Genomic DNA, 18,815 nt, shown 5'->3' with positions numbered 1-18,815 from the left:
GGACGGGCCGGGTGCAATCGTGTCACCTGAGCGCGACAGAGGGAGGACGGATTACAATGTACACAGTCATCGGCGCATCCCGGAACCGCACGTTCCGGGTGATTTGGATGCTCGAGGAGCTGGGCGAACCCTACGAACGGGTGCGGGCCAAGCAGCACACGCCGGAGATCCTCCAGCATTCCCGGCTGGGCAAGATGCCGGTGCTTCTGGACCAGGGCGAGGCGATCACCGACAGCGCGGCAATCCTGACGTACCTGGCCGACAGGCACGGCAAGATGACCGCAGAGGCCGGCACCATCGCGCGCGCCAAGCAGGATGCGCTGACCTTCCACGTGCTCGACGATCTTGAAAGCATCATCTGGACGGCCACGCGGCACGGGTTCATCCTGCCGGAAGAGCGCCGGGTCGCCGGGGTCAAGGACACGGCCAAGTGGGAATGGGCGCGAAACGCCAAGGCGGTGGCCGAACGGTTCCGGGGCCCCTTCGTGATGGGCGACGAGATGACCGTGCCGGACATCCTTCTGACCCATACGCTGACCTGGGGAATGGGCGCGAAGTTCGCTGTCGAAAGCGAGGCGCTCCAGGATTATGTCAAGCGGATGCAGGCCCGCCCGGCGTTTCAGCGTGCGGTGGAGTCCGAGAAAGAGGCGGCGTAGCGCGCGGCGGCCCGTCCGGCCCATAGTCCGGTGGCGAGGCAGGCGGTCAGGAGATAGCCGCCCGTCGGCGCCTCCCAGTCCAGCATCTCGCCGGCCGCGAAGGTGCCGGGGCGGTCGCGCAGCATGAGGGTCTCGTCCAGCGCCCGAAAGGGCAGACCCCCGGCGGTGGAGATCGCCTGGTCGAGCGGAAGCGCCCCGTGGTGGCGGACCGGAAGGGCTTTGAGCAGGGGGGCGAGATCGTCCGGCAGGGGGCGGCCGAACTCCATCAGCAGGGCGCGTTTCGCGGGATCGAGGCGGATGGTGCGCCTGAGGTGCGACGCCAGGCTGTCGCCACGCCGCCGCCGCGCCAGCTTGTGGCGCAGGCGGTCGAGGGGGATGTCCGGGGTCAGGTCCAGGCTGAGCGGCGCGTGATCGCGAAGCTCTCGCGAGAGGGCATAGATCCCCGCCCCTTCGAGGCCGCGGGCGGTGATGACGCACTCCCCGCGGGACGACCGGCCGCCGGCTGTCAGGGCCACCGCCTTGAGCGGCAGGCCGAACTGGGGCGCCATGCGGTCGCTCCAGTCGACGGCGATCCCGATATTGGCGGGGCGGAAGGACGCGATGTCGAAATGTTCCGCCCAGGCCCCGTCCGAACCGAGCCGCGCCCAGCTGGCGCCGCCCAGGGCCAGAACGGAGACCTCGGGGTGCAGCGTCGTCGGACCGCCGGGCGTGTCGAAGGTCAGGCCGGCCCCATCCCAGCCGGTCCAGCGACAACGCGTGCGTATTTCGACCCCGCCTCCGCGCAGCTGGCCCAGCCAGGCGCGCAGCAGGGGCGAAGCCTTCATGGCGCGGGGGAAGACGCGGCCGGTCGTGCCGGTGAAGAGATCCTGCCCCAGTGCCTCGGCCCAGGCGCGGACCGTCTCGGGCCCCATTCTCTCGAGCATGGGACGCAGGTGCGGGGCGGCCTCTTCGTAGGCGCCGAGGAACCGATCGAATGCTTCATCCCTGGTGAGGTTCAGTCCGGACTTGCCGGCCATGAGCAGCTTGCGTCCGACGCTCGGCTTGGCTTCGGCAAGAACGACGGAGAGACCGGCGCGGGACATTTCCTGCGCCGCCATCAGCCCGGCGGGGCCGCCTCCTATCACCACTCCGGTCGCCATGGTCCGCCTTGCTTGCTCCGGGGCGACGGGAATGACAAGGGGCGACGCGCGTGGCAGGGTTCGCGGCATGCCGAACGACCAAGAGATGAGCGGTGATCCGATCTGTCCGCTGTGCCTGCGGCCGATCCCGCCCGAGGCGCGGTCCTCGCTGCACCATCTCGTGCCGAAGTTGCGCGGCGGCAAGCACGGGCCGACGGTGCGCCTGCACCAGATCTGCCACAACGAAATCCATGCCACGCTGACCGAGGCCGAACTGGCGCGCGACTACGACACACCGGAGAAGCTGCGGGCGCATCCCCGGCTGGCGAAATTCGCGGCATGGGTGGCCCGCCGGCCGCCGGGGTTTCATTCGAAGACGCCCGGCCGGCGGCGCAGGCGTTAGCGGCACATCTGCTTGATCGCGCTGGCGATGTCCGGCTTGGCGGCCAGCGTGTCGGCACAGATGTCGCGGGCGGTCTCCATCAACGTCTCCGGCTCGACGATGCGGTCGATCAGGCCGAAGTCGAGCGCCTCGGGGGCCTCGATCTTCTGTCCGCCCATGAGGATCAGCCGGGTCCGGGCCGGTCCGATCAGCGCGGCCATGCGACCCGGGTCCGAAGGCTGCGGCAGAAACCCGAGCTTCATCACGGGGTAGAAGACCTTCGCGCCGGGCACGGCCAGCCGGATGTCGCAGGCGAGGGCCATGCCCATGGCGCCGCCCGCCAGCGTGCCGTTCAGCGCGGCGACGGACAGCCCCGGCAGCGCGGCGATCGCGGTCGACAGCCGTTCCCAGACCGGAGAGGTGGCAAGGCCGGCGCGGGCCTCTTCCAGATCCGCGCCCGCGGAAAAGACCTTGCCGCGGCCGGTCAGGATCACGGCGCGGGCCTCTTGCGCGGCCTCGAAGGTCTCGGCCAGCTCGTCGAGCATGTCGGCGGTCAGGGAATTGGCCTTGTCCTGCCGGTCGATCGTGACGGTCCAGAGCCCGCCGTCGCGGCTGACGTCGATCATTCGATCAGCCCGACACGACGGCGGATGTCTTCGTCGCGGAGCGAAACCTCTTCGCCCAGGTAGTCGTCCGCATCGGGCCCGCACATCCACAACAGAGCCTTGGCGGGCCATTCGGGCGGGATGTGATCCTCCCAGTCCAGCTTGCTGACCGGATTGATCCCGCTGGCCTTGATGTCGCGCTGCATCTGGGTGGCGACGGTCCCCGGCGACAGGCCCATGACGCGGAGGCCCTTGCCGGCGTTCTCGAGATGCGCGGCGCGGGTCAGCATGGCAGCGCCGGCCTTGGAGGTGCAGTAGGCGCTCCAGCCTTCCAGCGGGCTGTGCGCGGCGCCGGAGGATACGGTGATCACGGTGCCGCCGCCCTTGGCCTGCATCACGGGAATCGCCGCGCGCATCCCGTTGAAGACGCCCTTGATATTGACGTCCATCACCTGCCCCCAGGCCTCGGGATCGGCCTCGGTCAGATGCGTGATCGGCTGAAGCACCCCGGCATTCCCGACGAGGATGTCGAGCCGGCCGAAGGCTTGAAGCGCGGCATTGACGGCCGACTCGACCTCCCAGTAGCGCGAGATGTCGCAGGGCACCGCGACGGCGGAGTTGCCGATCTCTCCGGCCAGTTCGGCGATCCGGTCCTCGCTGCGGGCGACGAGCACGACTTTTGCGCCCGCTGCGGCGAATTCCCGTGCCGCGGCCTCTCCGATCCCGCGGCTCGCCCCGGTTATCATGGCGACTTTGCCTGTCAGATCCGTCATATCGACCCCTTTCGACTCGTTTGCCTGTTGGTAAATGGCTTCTAACGTCAAGGTAAAGGACAGGGTGACTTGACGCGCGCGGATCAACCTTCGATTCTGGCGTCGATCAACCCGCGGAAGAGGATCGTTCGCAGATGAGGCCGAGAATTGCAAAAGCCGCCATGGCCCGGAGATCGGTTCTGGCTCTGTCCGCGGCGTTCGCGTCGCCGGCTGTCGCGGATGTGACGCCCGAGGACGTCTGGGCCCAGTGGACCGGGTATCTCTCGGCTTTCGGCTATACGCTGGAATCCGAGCCGGTGCGCGAGAACGGCAACATTCGCATCCCGGATTTCGCGATGACCATGTATGTGCCCGCCGATCCCGACTCGGGGAGAAAGGGCGGAACGGTCGCCGTGACCTTCGGAGATATCGCGCTGACGGATCTCGGTGACGGTACCGTGGGCATCGAGATCCCCGAGGACATGACCGTCTCGATTTCAGGTGACGGGCCGGGCGACGAGGATTTCTCGGCCCGCATCAACATCCGGACGGACGGGGCGAGGACCGTCGCCTCGGGCGATGTGGATGACATCACCTATGACTATACCGCCGCGCGCACGGTCGTGTCTCTGGAGGAAGTGGAGGGCGAGCAGGGCGATATCCCGATCCCCGGCACGGTCGCCGTCACGCTAGAGGACGCCGCGGGCCGGAACCGGATCGCGGTCGAAAACGACGAGACGCGGGTCGATCAGTCCTTCGAAGTCGCGCGGTTCGTCTATGACGTGGCCTTGTCCGAGGTCAATCCGGGGCAGCAGGGCGACCTGACCTGGCAGGGCACGCTGAACGGCCTGACCTCGTCGACCTCGGGCGTGATCCCCGACGAGGTGGACCCGCTGGCCATCGACGAGGCGGTGGCGGACGGTTACGCGGTCGCGGCCGACTTCGGCTTCGATTCGGGCCAGGGTTCGTTCGAGTTCTCGGATCCGAAGCAGCAGGTGCGTCTGGTGTCCTCCAGCGAGGGCGGGCGATTCAGCCTGTCGCTCTCGAGCGCCGGAATGGCCTATGACGTGCTGACCGAAGACCTCTCGCTCTCGATCGCGGGCAGCGAGTTGCCGTTTCCGATCGACACGACGGCGGCCGCCATCGGCCTCGGGATCCAGTTGCCGCTTCTGGCCGGCGAAGAGGAGCAGCCCTTCGGCGCGACCCTCACCCTGACCGACGTCACGATCCCGGACGCCATCTGGATGATGGCGGATCCGAGCAACGGCCTGCCGCACGATCCGGTGACGGTGGAGGTGGCGATCAGCGGTCAGTCGCGGCTTTTCGTGAACATCCTGAACGAGGCCGAGATGTCGGCGCTGGACCGGACCGGGGGCCAGCCGGGCGAGGTGACACGGTTGAACCTCGACGCGCTGCGGCTGCGCGGCGCCGGAGCGTCGATCGATGGCAGCGCCGCCTTCGACATCGACAACAGTTCGAGCAGCATCTTCGCCCCCGACCTCCCGGCGTTCGGCGGCACGGCCAACCTGCGGCTGACCGGTGTGACGGGGCTGCTGAGTACGCTGGGGCAGCTGGGCATCATTCCGATGCAGCAGGCGATGATGACGGGCGCGATGATCCAGCAGCTGGGCCGGCAGGAAAGCGGACCCGACGATCTGTCGGCCGAGATCGAGCTTTCGCCGACGGGCAGCCTGACGATCAACGGCGCACCGTTTCCGCTGCAGTAATCGCCGCTCGGGCAGGCGGGCCGGGCCGGGATACCGGGGGGCGCCCTTGTACCACGGGGCATTCGCGGCTAGGTCGATATGGCCGCGAAGGAAAGGTGCAATGACCGATACGCTCGAGGAATTGACGGCGCGTCTGCTGGACGCAGCCAGGGCCGCCGGCGCCGACCAGGCCGATGCGATGGCGCGCGATGGCACCTCCATCTCGATCGGGGTGCGGGGGCAGACACTGGAAGACGCGGAGCGCTCGGAAGGGGTCGAGATCGGCCTGCGGGCCATCGTCGGACAGCGTCAGGCCTGCGTGTCGAGTTCGGATCTGCGGGCCGATGCCATGCGCGAGATGGCCGAGCGCGCCGTCGCCATGGCCCGTGTCGCGCCGGAAGACCCGTTCGTGGGCCTGGCCGGCCCCGATCAGCTGAGCGAGGTGCGGGACGCCGGGGCGCTGGACCTGGCCGATCCGACCGAGGACCCGGCGCCTGACGACCTGCAGGGCGACGCACTGGCGGCCGAGGCGGCGGCGCTCGCGGTTGCGGGCGTGTCGCAGGTGCAGTCGGCGGGCGCTGCCTATGGTCGCAGCCGGGTCTACCTGGCGGCGTCCAACGGCTTTTCCGGCGGCTACGCGCGGACGCACCGGCAGCTGCACTGCACCGCCATCGCCGGAACCGGTACGGGGATGGAGCGTGACAGCGACGGCGACATGCGTCTCCATCAGTCCGATCTTCGCACGCCGGAAGAGATCGGCCGGCGCGCCGGCGAACGGGCGGTGGAACGGCTGGGGCCCGTGCAGCCGAAGACCGGGCGCTATCCCGTACTCTTCGACGAACGGATCAGCGGGAGCCTGATCGGGCACCTGCTGGCGGCCGTGAACGGTTCGGCCGTCGCGCGTGGCGCCTCGTTCCTGCGCGACCGGCTGGAGACCCGGGTGCTGCCCGAGGGGCTTTCGCTGGTCGAGGACCCGCACCGGCGCAGGGCCACAGGATCGCGACCCTTCGATGCCGAAGGATTGCGGACCGCGCGGCGCGCCATCGTCGAGGACGGAGTGTTGACGGGCTGGACGCTCGATCTGGCCACGGCGCGCAAGCTCGGCATGGCGCCGACGGCGAACGCGGCGCGCGGCCTGTCCTCGCCCCCCTCACCGGCAAGCTGGAACGTCGAGCTGACGCAAGGCGCGGCGACGCGGGACGATCTGATCGCGCAGATGGGCACCGGCTTCCTGGTGACCTCGATGATCGGGTCGACGATCAATCCCAACACCGGCGACTATTCGCGCGGCGCATCGGGTTTCTGGGTCGAGAACGGGGCGATTTCGCACCCCGTCTCCGAGGGGACGATCGCGGGGAACCTGATCGAGATGCTGGCGCGGATCATCCCCGCCAACGATGCCCGCACGCATCTGAGCCACGTCGTGCCGTCGATCCTGATCGAGGACATGTCCATTGCCGGGCAGTGACCCGGCGGGGGATCTGGCGCTGCTGACCGAAGCGGCGCGGGCGGCCGGACGGGTCGCGCTCAAATACACCGGGCGGACCGCGCGCAAATGGGAAAAGTCGGGCGGTCTGGGTCCGGTGACCGAGGCCGACCTGGCGGTGGACGACCTGTTGCGAACCTCGCTGACGGCGGCGCGGCCGGATTACGGCTGGCTGAGCGAAGAGAGCGAGGACACGCAGGAGCGCCACGAGCGGGAGCGGGTCTTCATCGTCGATCCCATCGACGGCACGCGGAGCTTTATCGAGGGCAACGACACCTGGGCGCATTCGCTGGCGATCGCCGAGGGCGGAACGGTCATCGCGGCGGCGGTCTACCTGCCGCTCAAGGGTCGGCTCTATTCGGCCGCGCAGGGGCGCGGGGCCTTTCTCAATGACCGGCCGATCCGCGTCTCCGCGCGGTCCGGGCTGCCGGGCGCGCGGGTGCTGGCGGCCAAACCGAACTATGACAGCCGCCACTGGCCCGGCGGCGTGCCCGAGGTGGCGCGGCACTACCGCCCCTCGCTGGCCTACCGGCTGTCGCTGGTGGCCGAGGGCCGCTTCGATGCGATGCTGACCCTGCGCGCCAGCTGGGAATGGGACATTGCCGCCGGAGAGCTGATCCTGCGCGAGGCCGGCGCCGTCACGACGGACAGGCGCGGCGGGCGCCTGCGCTTCAACAACCCGCATCCGCAGGTCGACGGTGTGGTGGCAGCCGGGCCCGGACTGCATGCCGAGATCCTGACCGCGCTCGGCGTGGCCGGCGTCGGCCCCTGACCGGCCTCGGCGGGCCGCTTGACGGCACGGCCCAAATTCCGCAGTTTCCGGACAACGCCGCACGTCCCGCCAGCCTGAAGGAGTCCTTCCATGACGCAGCGCCTGCACCTTGTCTTCGGCGGAGAACTGGTCGACCCGACCAAGAACGTCTTCAAGGATGTCGATGACATCCACATCGTCGGCATCTTTCCCGACTATGCCTCGGCCTTCGACGCCTGGAAGGCCGAAGCGCAGCGCACCGTCGACAACGCGCATATGCGTTATTACATCGCGCATCTCCACCGGTTGCGGGACGAAGAGGCGGCGGCCTCCTCGACCGAAGAACTGGGATCCTGAGGGTTGCCGGCCACACGTCGCGGCGCCGCGGCGGAGCGTCGGTATCCGGAACGACCCGAGGGCGCTCTCGTCTGGACTCATGCGGCGGAGCCGGAACAGGTACATGCCCTGATCCAGCTTGCCGTGCGGGCCGAGGTTCACCATCCGGGCCTGCATGTGCTGCTGACCGTCACCGATGACCGCGCCTGCCCCGACAAGATCCCCGAGCACGTGATGGTCGAAACCGTCCCGGACGAGAGTTCGTCGCTCTGTCGTGCCTTCCTCGGCCACTGGAAGCCGGACATCTGCGTCTGGCACACCGGCCACCTGCGGCCGACGCTGTTGTCCGCCGCGCGGAACGAGGGCCTGCCCATGATCCTCGTCGGTGCCGAGGAAACGGGGTTCGAAGAGGTTCGGATCCCCTGGCGGCGCCGCTCGGACCGGGTGGCCCTGAACGGGTTCGCGACGATCTATGCCAACGACGCGGATGCGACCCGGCGCCTCGTCCGTCTCGGGGCCGAGCCGGAGCGGATCGAGGAGACCGGCCCCCTGCAGGAGGGCGGCGCGGCCCTGGCCTGTGACGAGGAGGCGCGCGTAGCGCTCTCCGAGCGGCTGGCGACGCGCCCCGTCTGGCTTGCGGCGATGGTCCAGCCGGACGAGTTCCGGCTGGTGATCGAGGCGCACCGGCAGGCGATCCGGGTGGCGCACCGGCTCATGCTGATCGTGGTTCCACGTGAGCCGTCGGATGGCGAACGGCTGGTCGAGATGGTCGCGGGGGCCGGCCTCCGGCTCGAGCGGTGGTCGGATGGCGGTTTTCCGGAAGAGACGACACAGGTTCTCGTCGCGGATACCTACGGCGAAATGGGTCTATGGTACAGGCTGGCGCCGGTGACCTTCATGGGTTCTTCGCTGACGGCGGGACACGGGGGGCGGGATCCCTACGAACCGGCGGCGCTCGGATCGGCGATCCTGTACGGGCCCAACGTGAACCGGTTCATCCGGGCCTATTCCCGCTTCGCCCGCGCCGGCGCCGCGCGGATGGTCAAGGACGCCGGCAGCCTGTCGAACGCGGTGCTACGGCTGAACGCGCCCGACCAGTCCGCAACGATGGCGCAGGCCGCCTGGGAGGTGGCGACGGACGGGGCCGAGGTGACCGACAGGGTTCTGAACACGATCGAGGAGATTCTCGACGCACGGCCGATCCGCGATGCAGGCGCCTAATTTCTGGTACAGGCCGCCGGAGCGGCCGGGGCTGTCGGCGCGGCTGCTCGGGCCTCTCGGGGCGCTCTATGCCCGGGGCACGGCGCGGCGCATCGCCGGGGGCACGCCCGCGCGGGTCGATGTGCCGGTGATCTGCGTGGGGAACCTGAATGCGGGGGGCACAGGCAAGACCCCGACGGTGATCGCGCTGTGCGACCGGCTGGCCGCACGGGGCGTTCTGGCGCATGTTGTGTCGCGCGGCCATGGGGGGCGGCTGACCGGGCCGGTGCGGGTCGATCCTCTTAACCATACGGCAGCGGATGTCGGGGACGAACCGCTGCTGCTGGCCGCCTTCGGACCGGTCTGGGTCGCGCGGGATCGGGCTGCCGGGGCGCGTGCCGCGGCTGCGGACGGGGCGCAGGCGGTTATTCTGGACGACGGGTTCCAGAACCCCGCGGTCCACAAGGACCTCAGCCTCGTCGTCGTCGATGCCGCCAGGGGGTTTGGCAATGGCCGCTGCATTCCGGCAGGACCGCTGCGGGAACCGGTGGCGACCGGGCTGGAGCGGGCCGACCTGCTGCTCTCGATCGGCGATCCGCCGGATCAGGACCGTTTTCTGCAGATCAACCCGGCCCTCGGCCTGCCCCATGTGACCGGCCATCTGGACCCCCTTCAGACCGGGATGGACTGGGCTGGGGCGACGGTTCTGGCCTTTGCGGGAATCGGGCACCCGGAAAAATTCTTCGCCACGCTGCGGGCGCTCGGCGCCGATGTGGTTCACGCCGAACCCCTGTCGGATCATCAGCCCCTGACGCCTGCATTGATGGCGCGGCTCGAAGCCGATGCGGCGCGGATCGGCGCCCAGCTCGTGACGACGGAAAAGGACGCGGTGCGGCTGCCGGCCTCGTTCCGGCAGAAGGTTCTGACGGTTCCCGTACGGTTGCGTATCCACGACGCGGCCCCGCTTGAGGCGGCGCTGGACCGCCTGTTCCCGGCTTGACCGCCGTCCAAGCTTGGCGCATCCCCGTGGCATGGCTCCTGTCCTTCTCTCTCTCGGCCACGGATATTCCGCGCGCGCGTTGTCCCGTCTCCTGCTGCCACGGGGGTGGACGGTGCATGGCACGACCCGGTCAATGGACAAGGCGCGAGAGCTTGGCGAGGAGGGCGTCGCCGGGCATGCCGTTCCCGGCGATCTGTCCGGCCCGCTCTCCGAGGCGACCCATCTTCTGATTTCGGCCGGGCCGGACGAGGGCGGCGACCCCATGCTGAAGGTCCTGCGGGAGGAGATTCTGCGCAAGGCGCCGCAGCTGGAATGGGCCGGCTATCTCTCGACCACCGGCGTTTACGGCGATCACGACGGGGCCTGGGTCGACGAGAGCACCCCGCTGACCCCCACGACGCGCCGCGGGGCCCTGCGTGTGGCGGCCGAGGCCGAGTGGCGGTCGATCCCCGGCCTGCCGCTGCACATCTTCCGTCTGGCGGGGATCTACGGCCCGGGGCGCGGCCCTTTCTTCAAGGTGCGCAGCGGTCGCGCGCGGCGGATCGTCAAGCCGGGCCAGGTCTTTTCACGAATCCATGTGGAGGATATCGCGCAGGTACTGGCGGCGTCGATCGAGCGGCCGGATCCGGGCGCGGTCTACAATCTGTGCGACGACGATCCCGCGCCGCCGCAAGACGTGATCGCCTATGCGGCGCAGCTGCTGGGCCTGCCGCTGCCACCCGAGGAGGATTTCGAGACGGCCGAGATGACGCCGATGGCTCGGAGTTTTTATGCCGAGAGCAAGCGGGTCCGGAACCGAAAGATCAAGACCGATCTGGACGTGCGGTTAAAGTATCCCACCTACCGGGAAGGGCTGGCGGCCTTGCTGGCCGAGGAAACGGAAAAAGGAGCGGGCGACTGAACCGATCTGCCTGCCGGAGCGTTCAGTCGTCATGACAACAGCCGACATGAGCAACGCCGAGGCGTCCAGCGGGCAACCGCTTCGCAGCCTGACCGACATCCTGGACGCGCTTCGGAACGCGGAGCACGGCGAGAATGTGTCGGTGCGGGATATTCTGGCCGAGGTCGGGGTCCGCAGTTTCGCGCCCACCATCCTGGTGCCGGCGCTGATCCTGATCACGCCCCTCTCCGGGATATTCGGCCTGCCGACCATCGGGGCGATCTTCATCCTTCTGATCACTGCGCAGAAGCTGGCCGGGCGCAAGCACGTCTGGCTGCCCGAGTTCCTGAAGCGCCGCGAAGTGCCCTCGGACAAGCTGAACAAGGCGCTCGACTGGCTGGAAAAGCCCTGCAGATGGATCGACAACCGGACCGACAAGCGGGTGAGCGTGCTGGTGTCGCGCCCCGCGAACATCGTGACGCTGTCGGTGATCATCGCGATCACGCTGGTGATTCCCGTGCTCGAGGTGCTGCCGATGGTGACCTCGGTCTTCGCTATCGCGATCTCGTTCTTCGCCATCGGTCTGCTGGCGCGGGACGGGCTGTTCACCCTGCTGGGCTACATCCAGATCGGGCTCAGCGTCGCCCTGGTCTGGTGGCTGGGCAGCGGCTAGCGCCGCGCCATCATCGCGAGCCGGATCAGCGACCGTTCGACCAGAGCCATCGCCGGGGCGGTCTGCGCGGCGGAGCGCAGAGCCAGGTCGGTCTCGGTGATCTCCGTCAGGGCCTGTTGCAGCTTGAGGGCGCCCCAGCCCTGCGCCTGCCGCAGAACCCGGTCGCGCCGGGGGCCGTAGACCGGGGGGCGCACCTTGTTGATCCCTTCGCCCGCGCCGCCGGGGGCCGCGGCCACGGCGTAAAGGGTGCGAAAGTGGCGCATCAGCCCGATGCAGAGCGTGACCGGCTGGATGCCCTGTGCCCTGAGGCGTTGCATCAGGGGGCCGATCTCGGCGGCCTTCGCCTCGGCCACGATATCGAGCATGTCGTCGATTTCGGCCTCGGTCGAGGCGGGCGCCACGGCGGCAAGGTCGGCCGGGGTGACCGGTGTGGCGTCGCCGTGCTTGTAGAGGACGAGCTTTTCCAGCGTCTGGCGGAAATCCCCCGGATCGATCGCCATGGCGAGGGCCGAGAGATCGCGCAGCGCGTCCTGGCTCAGGTCGGTCAGGCCCGAGCGCTTCAGTTCGGCCTCGATCTCGACCCGCGTGGGCGGGTTGTCATAGATCGCGGCGGCATAGGCGTTCCTGTGGGATTCGAAGAACTTGCGAAGCTTGGAGGTCGGTTTGAGCTGGCCGGCCGTGATCACGACCTGCGCATCGCCCTCGCGCCAGTCCTCGAGGGCCGGGAGGATCGCCGGCGCGTGAACCTCGGTCGCGTCCTCGACGAAGACGACCCTGGGGCCGGGAAAGAACCCGACGGCCTTGATCGCGTCGGCAAGCAGCGCGGGATCGCGCCGGATTTCGGCGGCGGGCAGGCGGGTCAGGCGCATCTCTTCCTCGCCCTGGGGCCCGACCAGGGCGGCGATGACCTCCTGCCGCCTGAGCGCGATGCGCATACCGTCGGCGCCATAGATCAGCAGGCCGGTCCGATCGGCCTCGGGCCGGGCGAAATAGCCGGTGGCGTCGCGGGGCGAAAGCTTCATGATCCCGGCAGGGTCGGCGCGGCGGCGATCAGGCGCGTCACGATCTGGTCGGCGAGCATGGTCATCAGCCGTTCCTCGGCATCGCCCCGGGCGGCACGGGTCGCGACGGTGGTGCCGGTGGCGGAATAGCCGGTAAAGCTGCTGACACGGCCCCGCGCGACCTCGGCTCCGTCGGCCGTCGTCAGCGTGTAGTCCGCATTGCCGACCAGGTCGAAGCGGCGGGTGATGTTGGCATCGGTAATGGCGATCCGTTCCTCGCGGATGTCGAGATCCACGTCGAGCAGAAAGGCCGGATCGGCCGCGCGCCCGAGACGGCGTTCGACGTGCCGCGCCAGAAGATAGTCGCGGCGGGTCTCGGGGGGTGTGAGCGCGATGGAGCGGGTCAGCACGTCGGCCCCGCCGGCCGGCCCGTAGGCCGGGGCGAATCCGCAACCCGCCAGCGGCAGGGCCGCCAGCGCCATCAGCAGACTGCGCCGGTCACATGACGACATTCACGATCCGTCCGGGGACGACGATGACTTTCCTGGGCTGGGCCCCGTCCAGCGTCCTTTGCACACCTTCGTTGGCGAGCGCCCGTTTTTCAACCTCGGCAGGATCGAGATCCTTCGGCACCTCGATCTCGCCCCGGCGCTTGCCGTTCACCTGGATCGGCATGGTGACCGTGTCCTCGACCAGCATGGCAGGGTCCGCCTTGGGCCAGGGCGCCTGCGAGATCAGGCCCTCGCCGCCCAGCATCTGCCAGATCTCCTCTGCCAGGTGCGGGGTCATGGGCGACATGAGCTGCGCCAGCGTCTTGATCGCCATGCGCCGCGCCACCGATCCGGCCCGCGACTTGGCGATCGTGTTGGTAAAGCCGTAGAGCTTGGCGATCGCCGCGTTGAACCCGAAGGAGTCGATGCCCAGCGTCACATCGTGGACCGTCTTGTGCATCTCCCGCATGAGGTGCTCGTCGGCCTCGTCCGTCTCGGCCTCGCCATCGGTGAGGTCTGAGGCCAGACGGTAGACGCGGCCGAGGTGCTTGGCCGCGGCCTCGGCCCCGGCGGCGGTCCATTCCACGTCACGTTCGGGCGGGCTGTCGGACAGGACGAACCAGCGGGCGGTGTCGGCGCCGTAGTCGGCGATGATCTGGACCGGGTCGACCACGTTGTTCTTGGACTTGGACATCTTGGCCGAGGGGATGATTTCCACTTCGGTCCCGTCCTCGAGGAACCCCTTGCCGTCCTTCAGCTCGACATCCTCGGGGTAATGATAGACCGGGCGGCCGTCCTTTTGCGTCTGATAGATCGCGTGGGTGACCATCCCCTGCGTGAAGAGCGCGTCGAAAGGCTCCTTCGAGGCCTCGGGCAGGTGGCCGCAGATGTGCATCGCCCGGGCGAAGAAGCGGGAATAGAGCAGGTGGAGGATCGCGTGTTCGATTCCGCCGATATACTGATCGACGTTCATCCAGTATTCGGCATCCTCCATCACCGTTGGCGTTTCGGCACGCGGCGCGGTGAAGCGGGCGAAGTACCACGACGAATCGACAAAGGTGTCCATCGTGTCGGTTTCGCGCTTCGCCGGCTTGCCGCAGGACGGGCAGGGCGTGTCGCGCCAGGTCGGATGCCGATCGAGCGGGTTGCCGGGAATCGAGAAGTCGATCGGCTTGTCGCCCTCGTCATAGGGCAGCCGGATCGGCAGGTTTTCCTTCTTTTCGGGCACCACGCCGCAGTCGTCGCAATGAACGACCGGGATCGGGCAGCCCCAGTAGCGCTGGCGCGAGAGGCCCCAGTCGCGCAGGCGGAACTTGGTCACGCCCTGACCGACGCCGTTCGCTTCGCAGAAGTCGATGGTCGCGTCGATCGCCTCGTTCCCGGTCTGGATCTTCTCGCCGGCGACAAGGCGGGTGAAGCGGACCTTTTCCGTCTTGGGCGGAACGAAGGGCTCTTTCTGGATGTCATGTTCACCCTCGACAGGCAGGAAGGTGTCGATGATCGGCAGGCCGTATTTCCGGGCGAATTCGTGGTCGCGCTCGTCATGGCCGGGGCAGCCGAAGATCGCGCCGGTGCCGTAGTCCATCAGGATGAAGTTGGCGATAAAGACGGGCAGTTCCCAGGCCGTGTCAAAGGGGTGCCGGACAGTCAGCCCGGTGTCGTAGCCCAGCTTTTCGGCCTTTTCGATGGCCTCTTCGGTGGTGCCGCCCTGGCGCGCCTGCTTGCAGAACTCGGCCACGCGGGGATCGTGCCGTTCGAGTTCCCTGGCCAGGGGGTGGTCGGGCGAAATGCCGACGAACGAGGCGCCCATGAGCGTGTCGGGGCGGGTCGTGTAGACCTCGACCCGGTCATAGCCGTGCGAGGTGTCGGTGAGGCCGAACGAGAACTGCAGGCCGCGCGACTTGCCGATCCAGTTGGCCTGCATGGTCTTCACCTTGGCGGGCCAGTCGTCGAGCGTGTCGAGCGCGTCGAGCAGTTCTTCCGACATGTCCGAGATCTTGAAGAACCACTGCGTCAGCTCGCGCCGTTCGACCAGAGCCCCCGAGCGCCAGCCGCGGCCGTCCTCGACCTGTTCGTTGGCCAGCACGGTCATGTCCACGGGGTCCCAGTTCACCACGGCGTTCTTGCGGTAGACGAGGCCCTTTTCGAGGAAGTCGAGGAACAGCGCCTGCTGCTGGCCGTAATATTCCGGATCGCAGGTGGCGAACATGCGCGTCCAGTCGAGCGAGAAGCCGAGGGGCTTCATCTGGCCGACCATCGTGTCGATGTTAGAATAGGTCCAGTCCCGGGGATGACCGCCATTGGCCATCGCGGCGTTCTCCGCCGGCATCCCGAAGGCGTCGAAGCCCATGGGGTGCAGGACGTTGTGGCCGGTCGCGCGCTTGTACCGCGCCACCACGTCCCCCATGGTGTAGTTCCGCACGTGGCCGATGTGGATGCGGCCCGACGGATAGGGGAACATCTCGAGCACGTAGTACTTGGGCTTGCCGGGCATGCGTTCGGCACGGAAGACCCCGGCCTCGTCCCAGGCCTGCTGCCATTTCGGTTCGATCTCGGCGGCGGAATAGCGCGACATGCCGGTCCTCTTGCTGCGGTTGCCTGATCGTGGGTGATATTCGGCACATGCCCGGGGGTCCAGCGCTTTGCGGGTTCTGCGGCTTGGCGGCCGGCGTCCGGCGTGTATAAAGTGCCGCAAACCGGGCAGGCAGGGCACATGAACATACTATTCATCCACCAGAATTTTCCTGGTCAATTCAAGCATCTGGCTGCCGTTCTCGCCTCTCGGGGGCATCGCGTGACCGCCCTGACGCTGCGGGTCAAGGATCGCACCACATGGAAAGGGGTCGATGTCCTGCCCTATGGCATCGCCCGCCGGACCGAGCAGAAGATGCACCCCTGGGTGCTCGATCTCGACAGTAAGGTGACGCGCGCCGAATCCTGTTATCTCGCCGCGCGAGAGCTGCGCGATCAGGGGTACCGGCCCGACATCATCATCGCGCATCACGGCTGGGGCGAGTCGCTGTTCCTCAAGGACGTGTGGCCGGATGCGCGTCTCGGTCTCTACTGCGAACTCTATCACCTGACGGACCATCCCCACATGGGGTTCGATCCCGAGTTCCCGATGAAGGACCCGGAGCTCGAGAAGCTGCGGATCCGGATGAAGAACATCAACAACCACCTGCATTTCGACATGGCCCATGCCGGGATCAGCCCGACGCGGTTCCAGGCCGATACGTTTCCGCAACCGTTCCGCGACCGGATCACGGTGGTCCACGACGGAATCGACACGGACACGCTCAGGCCCGATCCGGAGGCCGAGTTCGGGCTGGCGGACGGGCGCAGGCTGAGCCGCGCCGACGAGGTGGTGACCTTCGTCAACCGCAACCTCGAGCCCTATCGCGGGTATCACGTGTTCATGCGGGCGCTGCCGCGACTCCTGCGGGAGCGCCCGAACGCCCAGGTCCTGATCGTCGGCGGGGACGGCGTCTCCTACGGGGCGCGACCGCCCCAAGGGACGACGTGGAAGCAGGTCTTCATCGACGAGGTGCGGGGCAGAATTCCGGATTCGGACTGGAACCGGGTGCATTTCCTGGGACGGATTCCATACGACCAGTTCATCTCTCTGCTGCAGGTCAGCCGGGTGCACCTGTACCTGACCTATCCCTTCGTCCTGTCCTGGTCGCTGTTCGAGGCGATGTCATGCGAGGCGGCGATCGTCGCCTCGGGAACCCCGCCGGTGCAGGAGGCCGTGGAGCACGACAGGACGGCGCGGCTGGTGGATTTCTTCGATGGGGATGCGCTGGTCGACCAGGCGATCGATCTGCTGGAGGACGCCGAGAGCCGCAAGCGCCTCGGGGCCGCGGCGCGGGCGCAGATCTTCGAGACCTACGACCTGCGCCGGATCTGCCTGCCGCGGCAGCTGGCCTGGGTCGACATGCTTGGCCAGAGGCCGATGTGAAGCCGGATCAGAAGTTGCGGTCGCGCGCCCGGAGTTGACGCGCCCGGGTCAGGATCGCGTCCTCGACCGCGCGCTGCGTGCCCGTCGCCACCGGTCCGCCGCGCGTCATGACCGAGACGTTGAGCGACCGCGCGTCGAGCGCCGGATCGACGATGTAGATCGTGGCGCGATAGGCGCGGCCGCCGCCAGGCGGTGTGCCATAGCCCGTGACGATGACGCCGGTGAAGGGGTCAACCGATTGAACGGGAAGGAAATCCAGCACCTCGAGCGAGGCGTTCCACAGGTAGCGGTTGACCGCCACCTTGCTGCCGTCGTCGCGGCCCCGGATCGCGTCCCAGAGTGTCGTGCCGGTGCGGCCACGCTCTTCGCGCAGGCGCTGGTCCGTGATCTCCTTCGAGGTGCCGGGGTCCGTCCCCTGGAAGATAGGGCGCCCGCCACCAAACCGACCACACGAGGCCAGGGCCAAAATCGTGACGAGACAGATGGCGATCCTGACGGGGGCCTTGAAGGTCATGGTATCATTCCAGATTGCAGCAATCTGCATGACTCCTAATGAAGCGTTTGGTCGGGGGCAAGGTTTATCGGCCCGGTTCTCCGCAACCCCGCGGGGCCGCGGGGGCCAGCGCCACGAAGCGCCGGTGCGAGGCGGGTTCTGCCCTCCGCAAGGGACGCATTGTTCCGCCCCGCCCCTGCGGCATCACCCTGATGGCAAAGGGACTGTGGCAAAGCTGCACCAATCACGTGTCGAAACATTGCCGCCTCCACCCGCCGCTTGCAAAGACAGGCCGAAAAGAGCGAAACGACTGTCATACCCAGACGGGCAACCGGGCTGGGCTGACTTGTGAAATCGAGGGAAAACCTATGAAAAAGATTCTCTTCGCGACGACGGCACTGGTTGCCACCGCAGGCGTCGCCGCTGCAGACGTGTCCATCTCCGGCCGTGCAGCATTCGGTCTGGACTACACCGACGCGGCCGGCGCCGCCAGCGTCACCGAGCTCCGCACCTCCGCTGACCTTTACTTCACCGGCACCACCGAAACCGACGGCGGCGTGACGCTCTCCGCCACGGTCGAAATGGAAGGCCTGAACTACAACGCCGGTTTCGCCAAAGGCGGTAACGTCGGCGCGACCACCGTGTTCTCCGCATCGGCTGGCGCACTGACCTTCACCTTCGGCAACACCGACGGCGCGTTCGACAAGTCGATGGGCGAAGTGCACCGCATCGCCGGCATCTGGTACGAACTCTGGGGCGGCATCGGCACCGGCGGCTCGCTGTTCATCGACAACTCCGATCCGGGCAACATCGCTCGCATCGACTACGCAGCCGGCCCGGTCTCGGTCTCGCTGTCCTACGCAGGTGTGACCGACAGCGTCGGCATCGGCGCCAAGTACTCCGGTGACATGGGCGCAGGCTCCTTCTACGTTGCCGCAGCCTACGAATCCGACCAGTCGGTCGGCGGCACCGACGACGCCTACTACGGTCTGTCCGCAGGCGGCACCTTCGGCGCGTTCGAAGCCCGCGTTGCCATGGTCGACGGCGACAACTACACCGACCCGACCTTCAACATCTCGGCCGCTTACAACGCGAACGGCCTGATGGTTGGCGCGAACTACCTGTTCACCGACGCGGCCGGCCGTTCCGACGACTGGACCATCTTCGGCACCTACGACCTGGGCGGTGGCGCTTCGCTCTTCGCTCAGTACGGCGAGCGGAACACGACCGATCGTGCAACCATGGGCGTTGCATTCTCCTTCTAATTCTCTCACCCGAGAGTGTTAGAGTGAGCGGGCCTTCGGGCCCGCTCATTTCGTTTCTGGAC

19 protein-coding genes are annotated in these 18,815 nt (G+C 67.8%); 12 read left to right on the top strand and 7 right to left on the bottom strand.

Features of this window, described 5'->3' with window-relative positions; translation table 11 throughout:
* The first annotated feature begins 56 nt into the window (after positions 1 to 56).
* Positions 57 to 656: a glutathione S-transferase family protein gene (locus OB2597_RS15490; RefSeq protein ID WP_009806543.1), complete on the top strand. Its 600-nt coding sequence runs from the start codon at positions 57 to 59 to the stop codon at positions 654 to 656.
* Here OB2597_RS15490 and OB2597_RS15485 read toward each other — a convergent pair.
* Entirely contained in the window at positions 620 to 1,795 is a 1,176-nt protein-coding gene (locus OB2597_RS15485; RefSeq protein ID WP_009806542.1) for a TIGR03862 family flavoprotein, read from the bottom strand. The two genes, OB2597_RS15490 and OB2597_RS15485, sit on opposite strands and share 37 nt — an antisense overlap.
* Before the next feature lie 67 nt (positions 1,796 to 1,862).
* On the opposite strand from OB2597_RS15485, the gene OB2597_RS15480 reads away from it, so the two are divergent.
* Positions 1,863 to 2,177, top strand: a complete 315-nt coding sequence (locus OB2597_RS15480) for an HNH endonuclease family protein (protein WP_009806541.1) — start codon at positions 1,863 to 1,865, stop codon at positions 2,175 to 2,177.
* Here the strand turns inward: OB2597_RS15480 and OB2597_RS15475 are convergent.
* Together OB2597_RS15475 and OB2597_RS15470 are read right to left on the bottom strand one after the other, a co-directional pair.
* Positions 2,174 to 2,782 carry an enoyl-CoA hydratase/isomerase family protein gene (locus OB2597_RS15475; protein WP_009806540.1) on the bottom strand — a complete coding sequence of 203 codons (609 nt, stop codon included), beginning with the start codon at positions 2,780 to 2,782 and terminating at the stop codon, positions 2,174 to 2,176. The genes OB2597_RS15480 and OB2597_RS15475 overlap by 4 nt on opposite strands.
* A complete protein-coding gene (locus tag OB2597_RS15470) occupies positions 2,779 to 3,534 on the bottom strand; it encodes an SDR family oxidoreductase (protein WP_009806539.1) in 756 nt (251 codons plus the stop codon). Before OB2597_RS15470 ends, OB2597_RS15475 begins: the two co-directional genes overlap by 4 nt.
* 134 nt (positions 3,535 to 3,668) lie before the next feature.
* Between OB2597_RS15470 and OB2597_RS15465 the strand changes: the two genes are divergently transcribed.
* The 8 genes from OB2597_RS15465 (at position 3,669) to OB2597_RS15430 (ending at position 11,545) form a co-directional block, all read left to right on the top strand.
* Positions 3,669 to 5,240: a DUF2125 domain-containing protein gene (locus OB2597_RS15465; RefSeq protein WP_148234746.1), complete on the top strand. Its 1,572-nt coding sequence runs from the start codon at positions 3,669 to 3,671 to the stop codon at positions 5,238 to 5,240.
* A 100-nt stretch (positions 5,241 to 5,340) separates the two neighbouring features.
* Positions 5,341 to 6,687, top strand: a complete 1,347-nt coding sequence (locus OB2597_RS15460) for a TldD/PmbA family protein (protein WP_009806537.1) — start codon at positions 5,341 to 5,343, stop codon at positions 6,685 to 6,687.
* Positions 6,674 to 7,477 carry an inositol monophosphatase family protein gene (locus tag OB2597_RS15455; RefSeq protein ID WP_009806536.1) on the top strand — a complete coding sequence of 268 codons (804 nt, stop codon included), beginning with the start codon at positions 6,674 to 6,676 and terminating at the stop codon, positions 7,475 to 7,477. The genes OB2597_RS15460 and OB2597_RS15455 overlap by 14 nt, the downstream gene beginning before the upstream one ends.
* Positions 7,478 to 7,567: 90 nt before the next feature.
* Positions 7,568 to 7,813, top strand: a complete 246-nt coding sequence (locus OB2597_RS15450) for a DUF4170 domain-containing protein (RefSeq protein ID WP_009806535.1) — start codon at positions 7,568 to 7,570, stop codon at positions 7,811 to 7,813.
* Positions 7,814 to 7,816: 3 nt separating this feature from the next.
* Positions 7,817 to 9,013 carry a 3-deoxy-D-manno-octulosonic acid transferase gene (locus tag OB2597_RS15445; protein ID WP_009806534.1) on the top strand — a complete coding sequence of 399 codons (1,197 nt, stop codon included), beginning with the start codon at positions 7,817 to 7,819 and terminating at the stop codon, positions 9,011 to 9,013.
* Positions 9,000 to 9,992, top strand: a complete 993-nt coding sequence (lpxK, locus tag OB2597_RS15440; RefSeq protein ID WP_009806533.1) for a tetraacyldisaccharide 4'-kinase — start codon at positions 9,000 to 9,002, stop codon at positions 9,990 to 9,992. Before OB2597_RS15445 ends, lpxK begins: the two co-directional genes overlap by 14 nt.
* A 31-nt stretch (positions 9,993 to 10,023) precedes the next feature.
* Positions 10,024 to 10,893, top strand: a complete 870-nt coding sequence (locus OB2597_RS15435) for an SDR family oxidoreductase (RefSeq protein WP_040609393.1) — start codon at positions 10,024 to 10,026, stop codon at positions 10,891 to 10,893.
* A 31-nt stretch (positions 10,894 to 10,924) separates the two neighbouring features.
* Complete coding sequence (locus OB2597_RS15430; protein WP_009806531.1) at positions 10,925 to 11,545, top strand: exopolysaccharide biosynthesis protein; 621 nt, start codon at positions 10,925 to 10,927, stop codon at positions 11,543 to 11,545.
* On the opposite strand, the gene holA is transcribed toward OB2597_RS15430, so the two are convergent.
* From holA to leuS, 3 genes are read right to left on the bottom strand one after another with little or no spacing between them, the layout of a single operon-like run.
* Positions 11,542 to 12,567, bottom strand: a complete 1,026-nt coding sequence (gene holA / locus OB2597_RS15425; protein WP_009806530.1) for a DNA polymerase III subunit delta — start codon at positions 12,565 to 12,567, stop codon at positions 11,542 to 11,544. The two genes, OB2597_RS15430 and holA, sit on opposite strands and share 4 nt — an antisense overlap.
* Positions 12,564 to 13,058 (bottom strand): LPS assembly lipoprotein LptE, encoded by a 495-nt coding sequence (gene lptE, locus OB2597_RS15420; RefSeq protein ID WP_040609391.1) that lies wholly within the window; start codon positions 13,056 to 13,058, stop codon positions 12,564 to 12,566. The genes holA and lptE overlap by 4 nt, the downstream gene beginning before the upstream one ends.
* A complete protein-coding gene (leuS, locus tag OB2597_RS15415) occupies positions 13,045 to 15,612 on the bottom strand; it encodes a leucine--tRNA ligase (protein ID WP_009806528.1) in 2,568 nt (855 codons plus the stop codon). Before leuS ends, lptE begins: the two co-directional genes overlap by 14 nt.
* A gap of 138 nt (positions 15,613 to 15,750) precedes the next feature.
* On the opposite strand from leuS, the gene OB2597_RS15410 reads away from it, so the two are divergent.
* Positions 15,751 to 16,995 carry a glycosyltransferase gene (locus OB2597_RS15410; protein ID WP_009806527.1) on the top strand — a complete coding sequence of 415 codons (1,245 nt, stop codon included), beginning with the start codon at positions 15,751 to 15,753 and terminating at the stop codon, positions 16,993 to 16,995.
* 7 nt (positions 16,996 to 17,002) lie between these two features.
* Here OB2597_RS15410 and OB2597_RS15405 read toward each other — a convergent pair whose 3' ends face one another.
* On the bottom strand, positions 17,003 to 17,509 hold the full coding sequence (locus tag OB2597_RS15405) for a DUF3576 domain-containing protein (protein WP_009806526.1): 507 nt from the start codon (positions 17,507 to 17,509) through the stop codon (positions 17,003 to 17,005).
* A 347-nt stretch (positions 17,510 to 17,856) separates the two neighbouring features.
* On the opposite strand from OB2597_RS15405, the gene OB2597_RS15400 reads away from it, so the two are divergent.
* Positions 17,857 to 18,753, top strand: coding sequence for a porin (locus OB2597_RS15400; RefSeq protein WP_009806525.1), 897 nt, complete (start codon positions 17,857 to 17,859; stop codon positions 18,751 to 18,753).
* The last annotated feature ends 62 nt before the right edge of the window (positions 18,754 to 18,815 follow it).

Origin of the sequence: Pseudooceanicola batsensis HTCC2597, assembly GCF_000152725.1 — a bacterium.
Taxonomy (GTDB): domain Bacteria; phylum Pseudomonadota; class Alphaproteobacteria; order Rhodobacterales; family Rhodobacteraceae; genus Pseudooceanicola; species Pseudooceanicola batsensis.
This window is presented reverse-complemented; position numbering and strand designations above follow the sequence as displayed.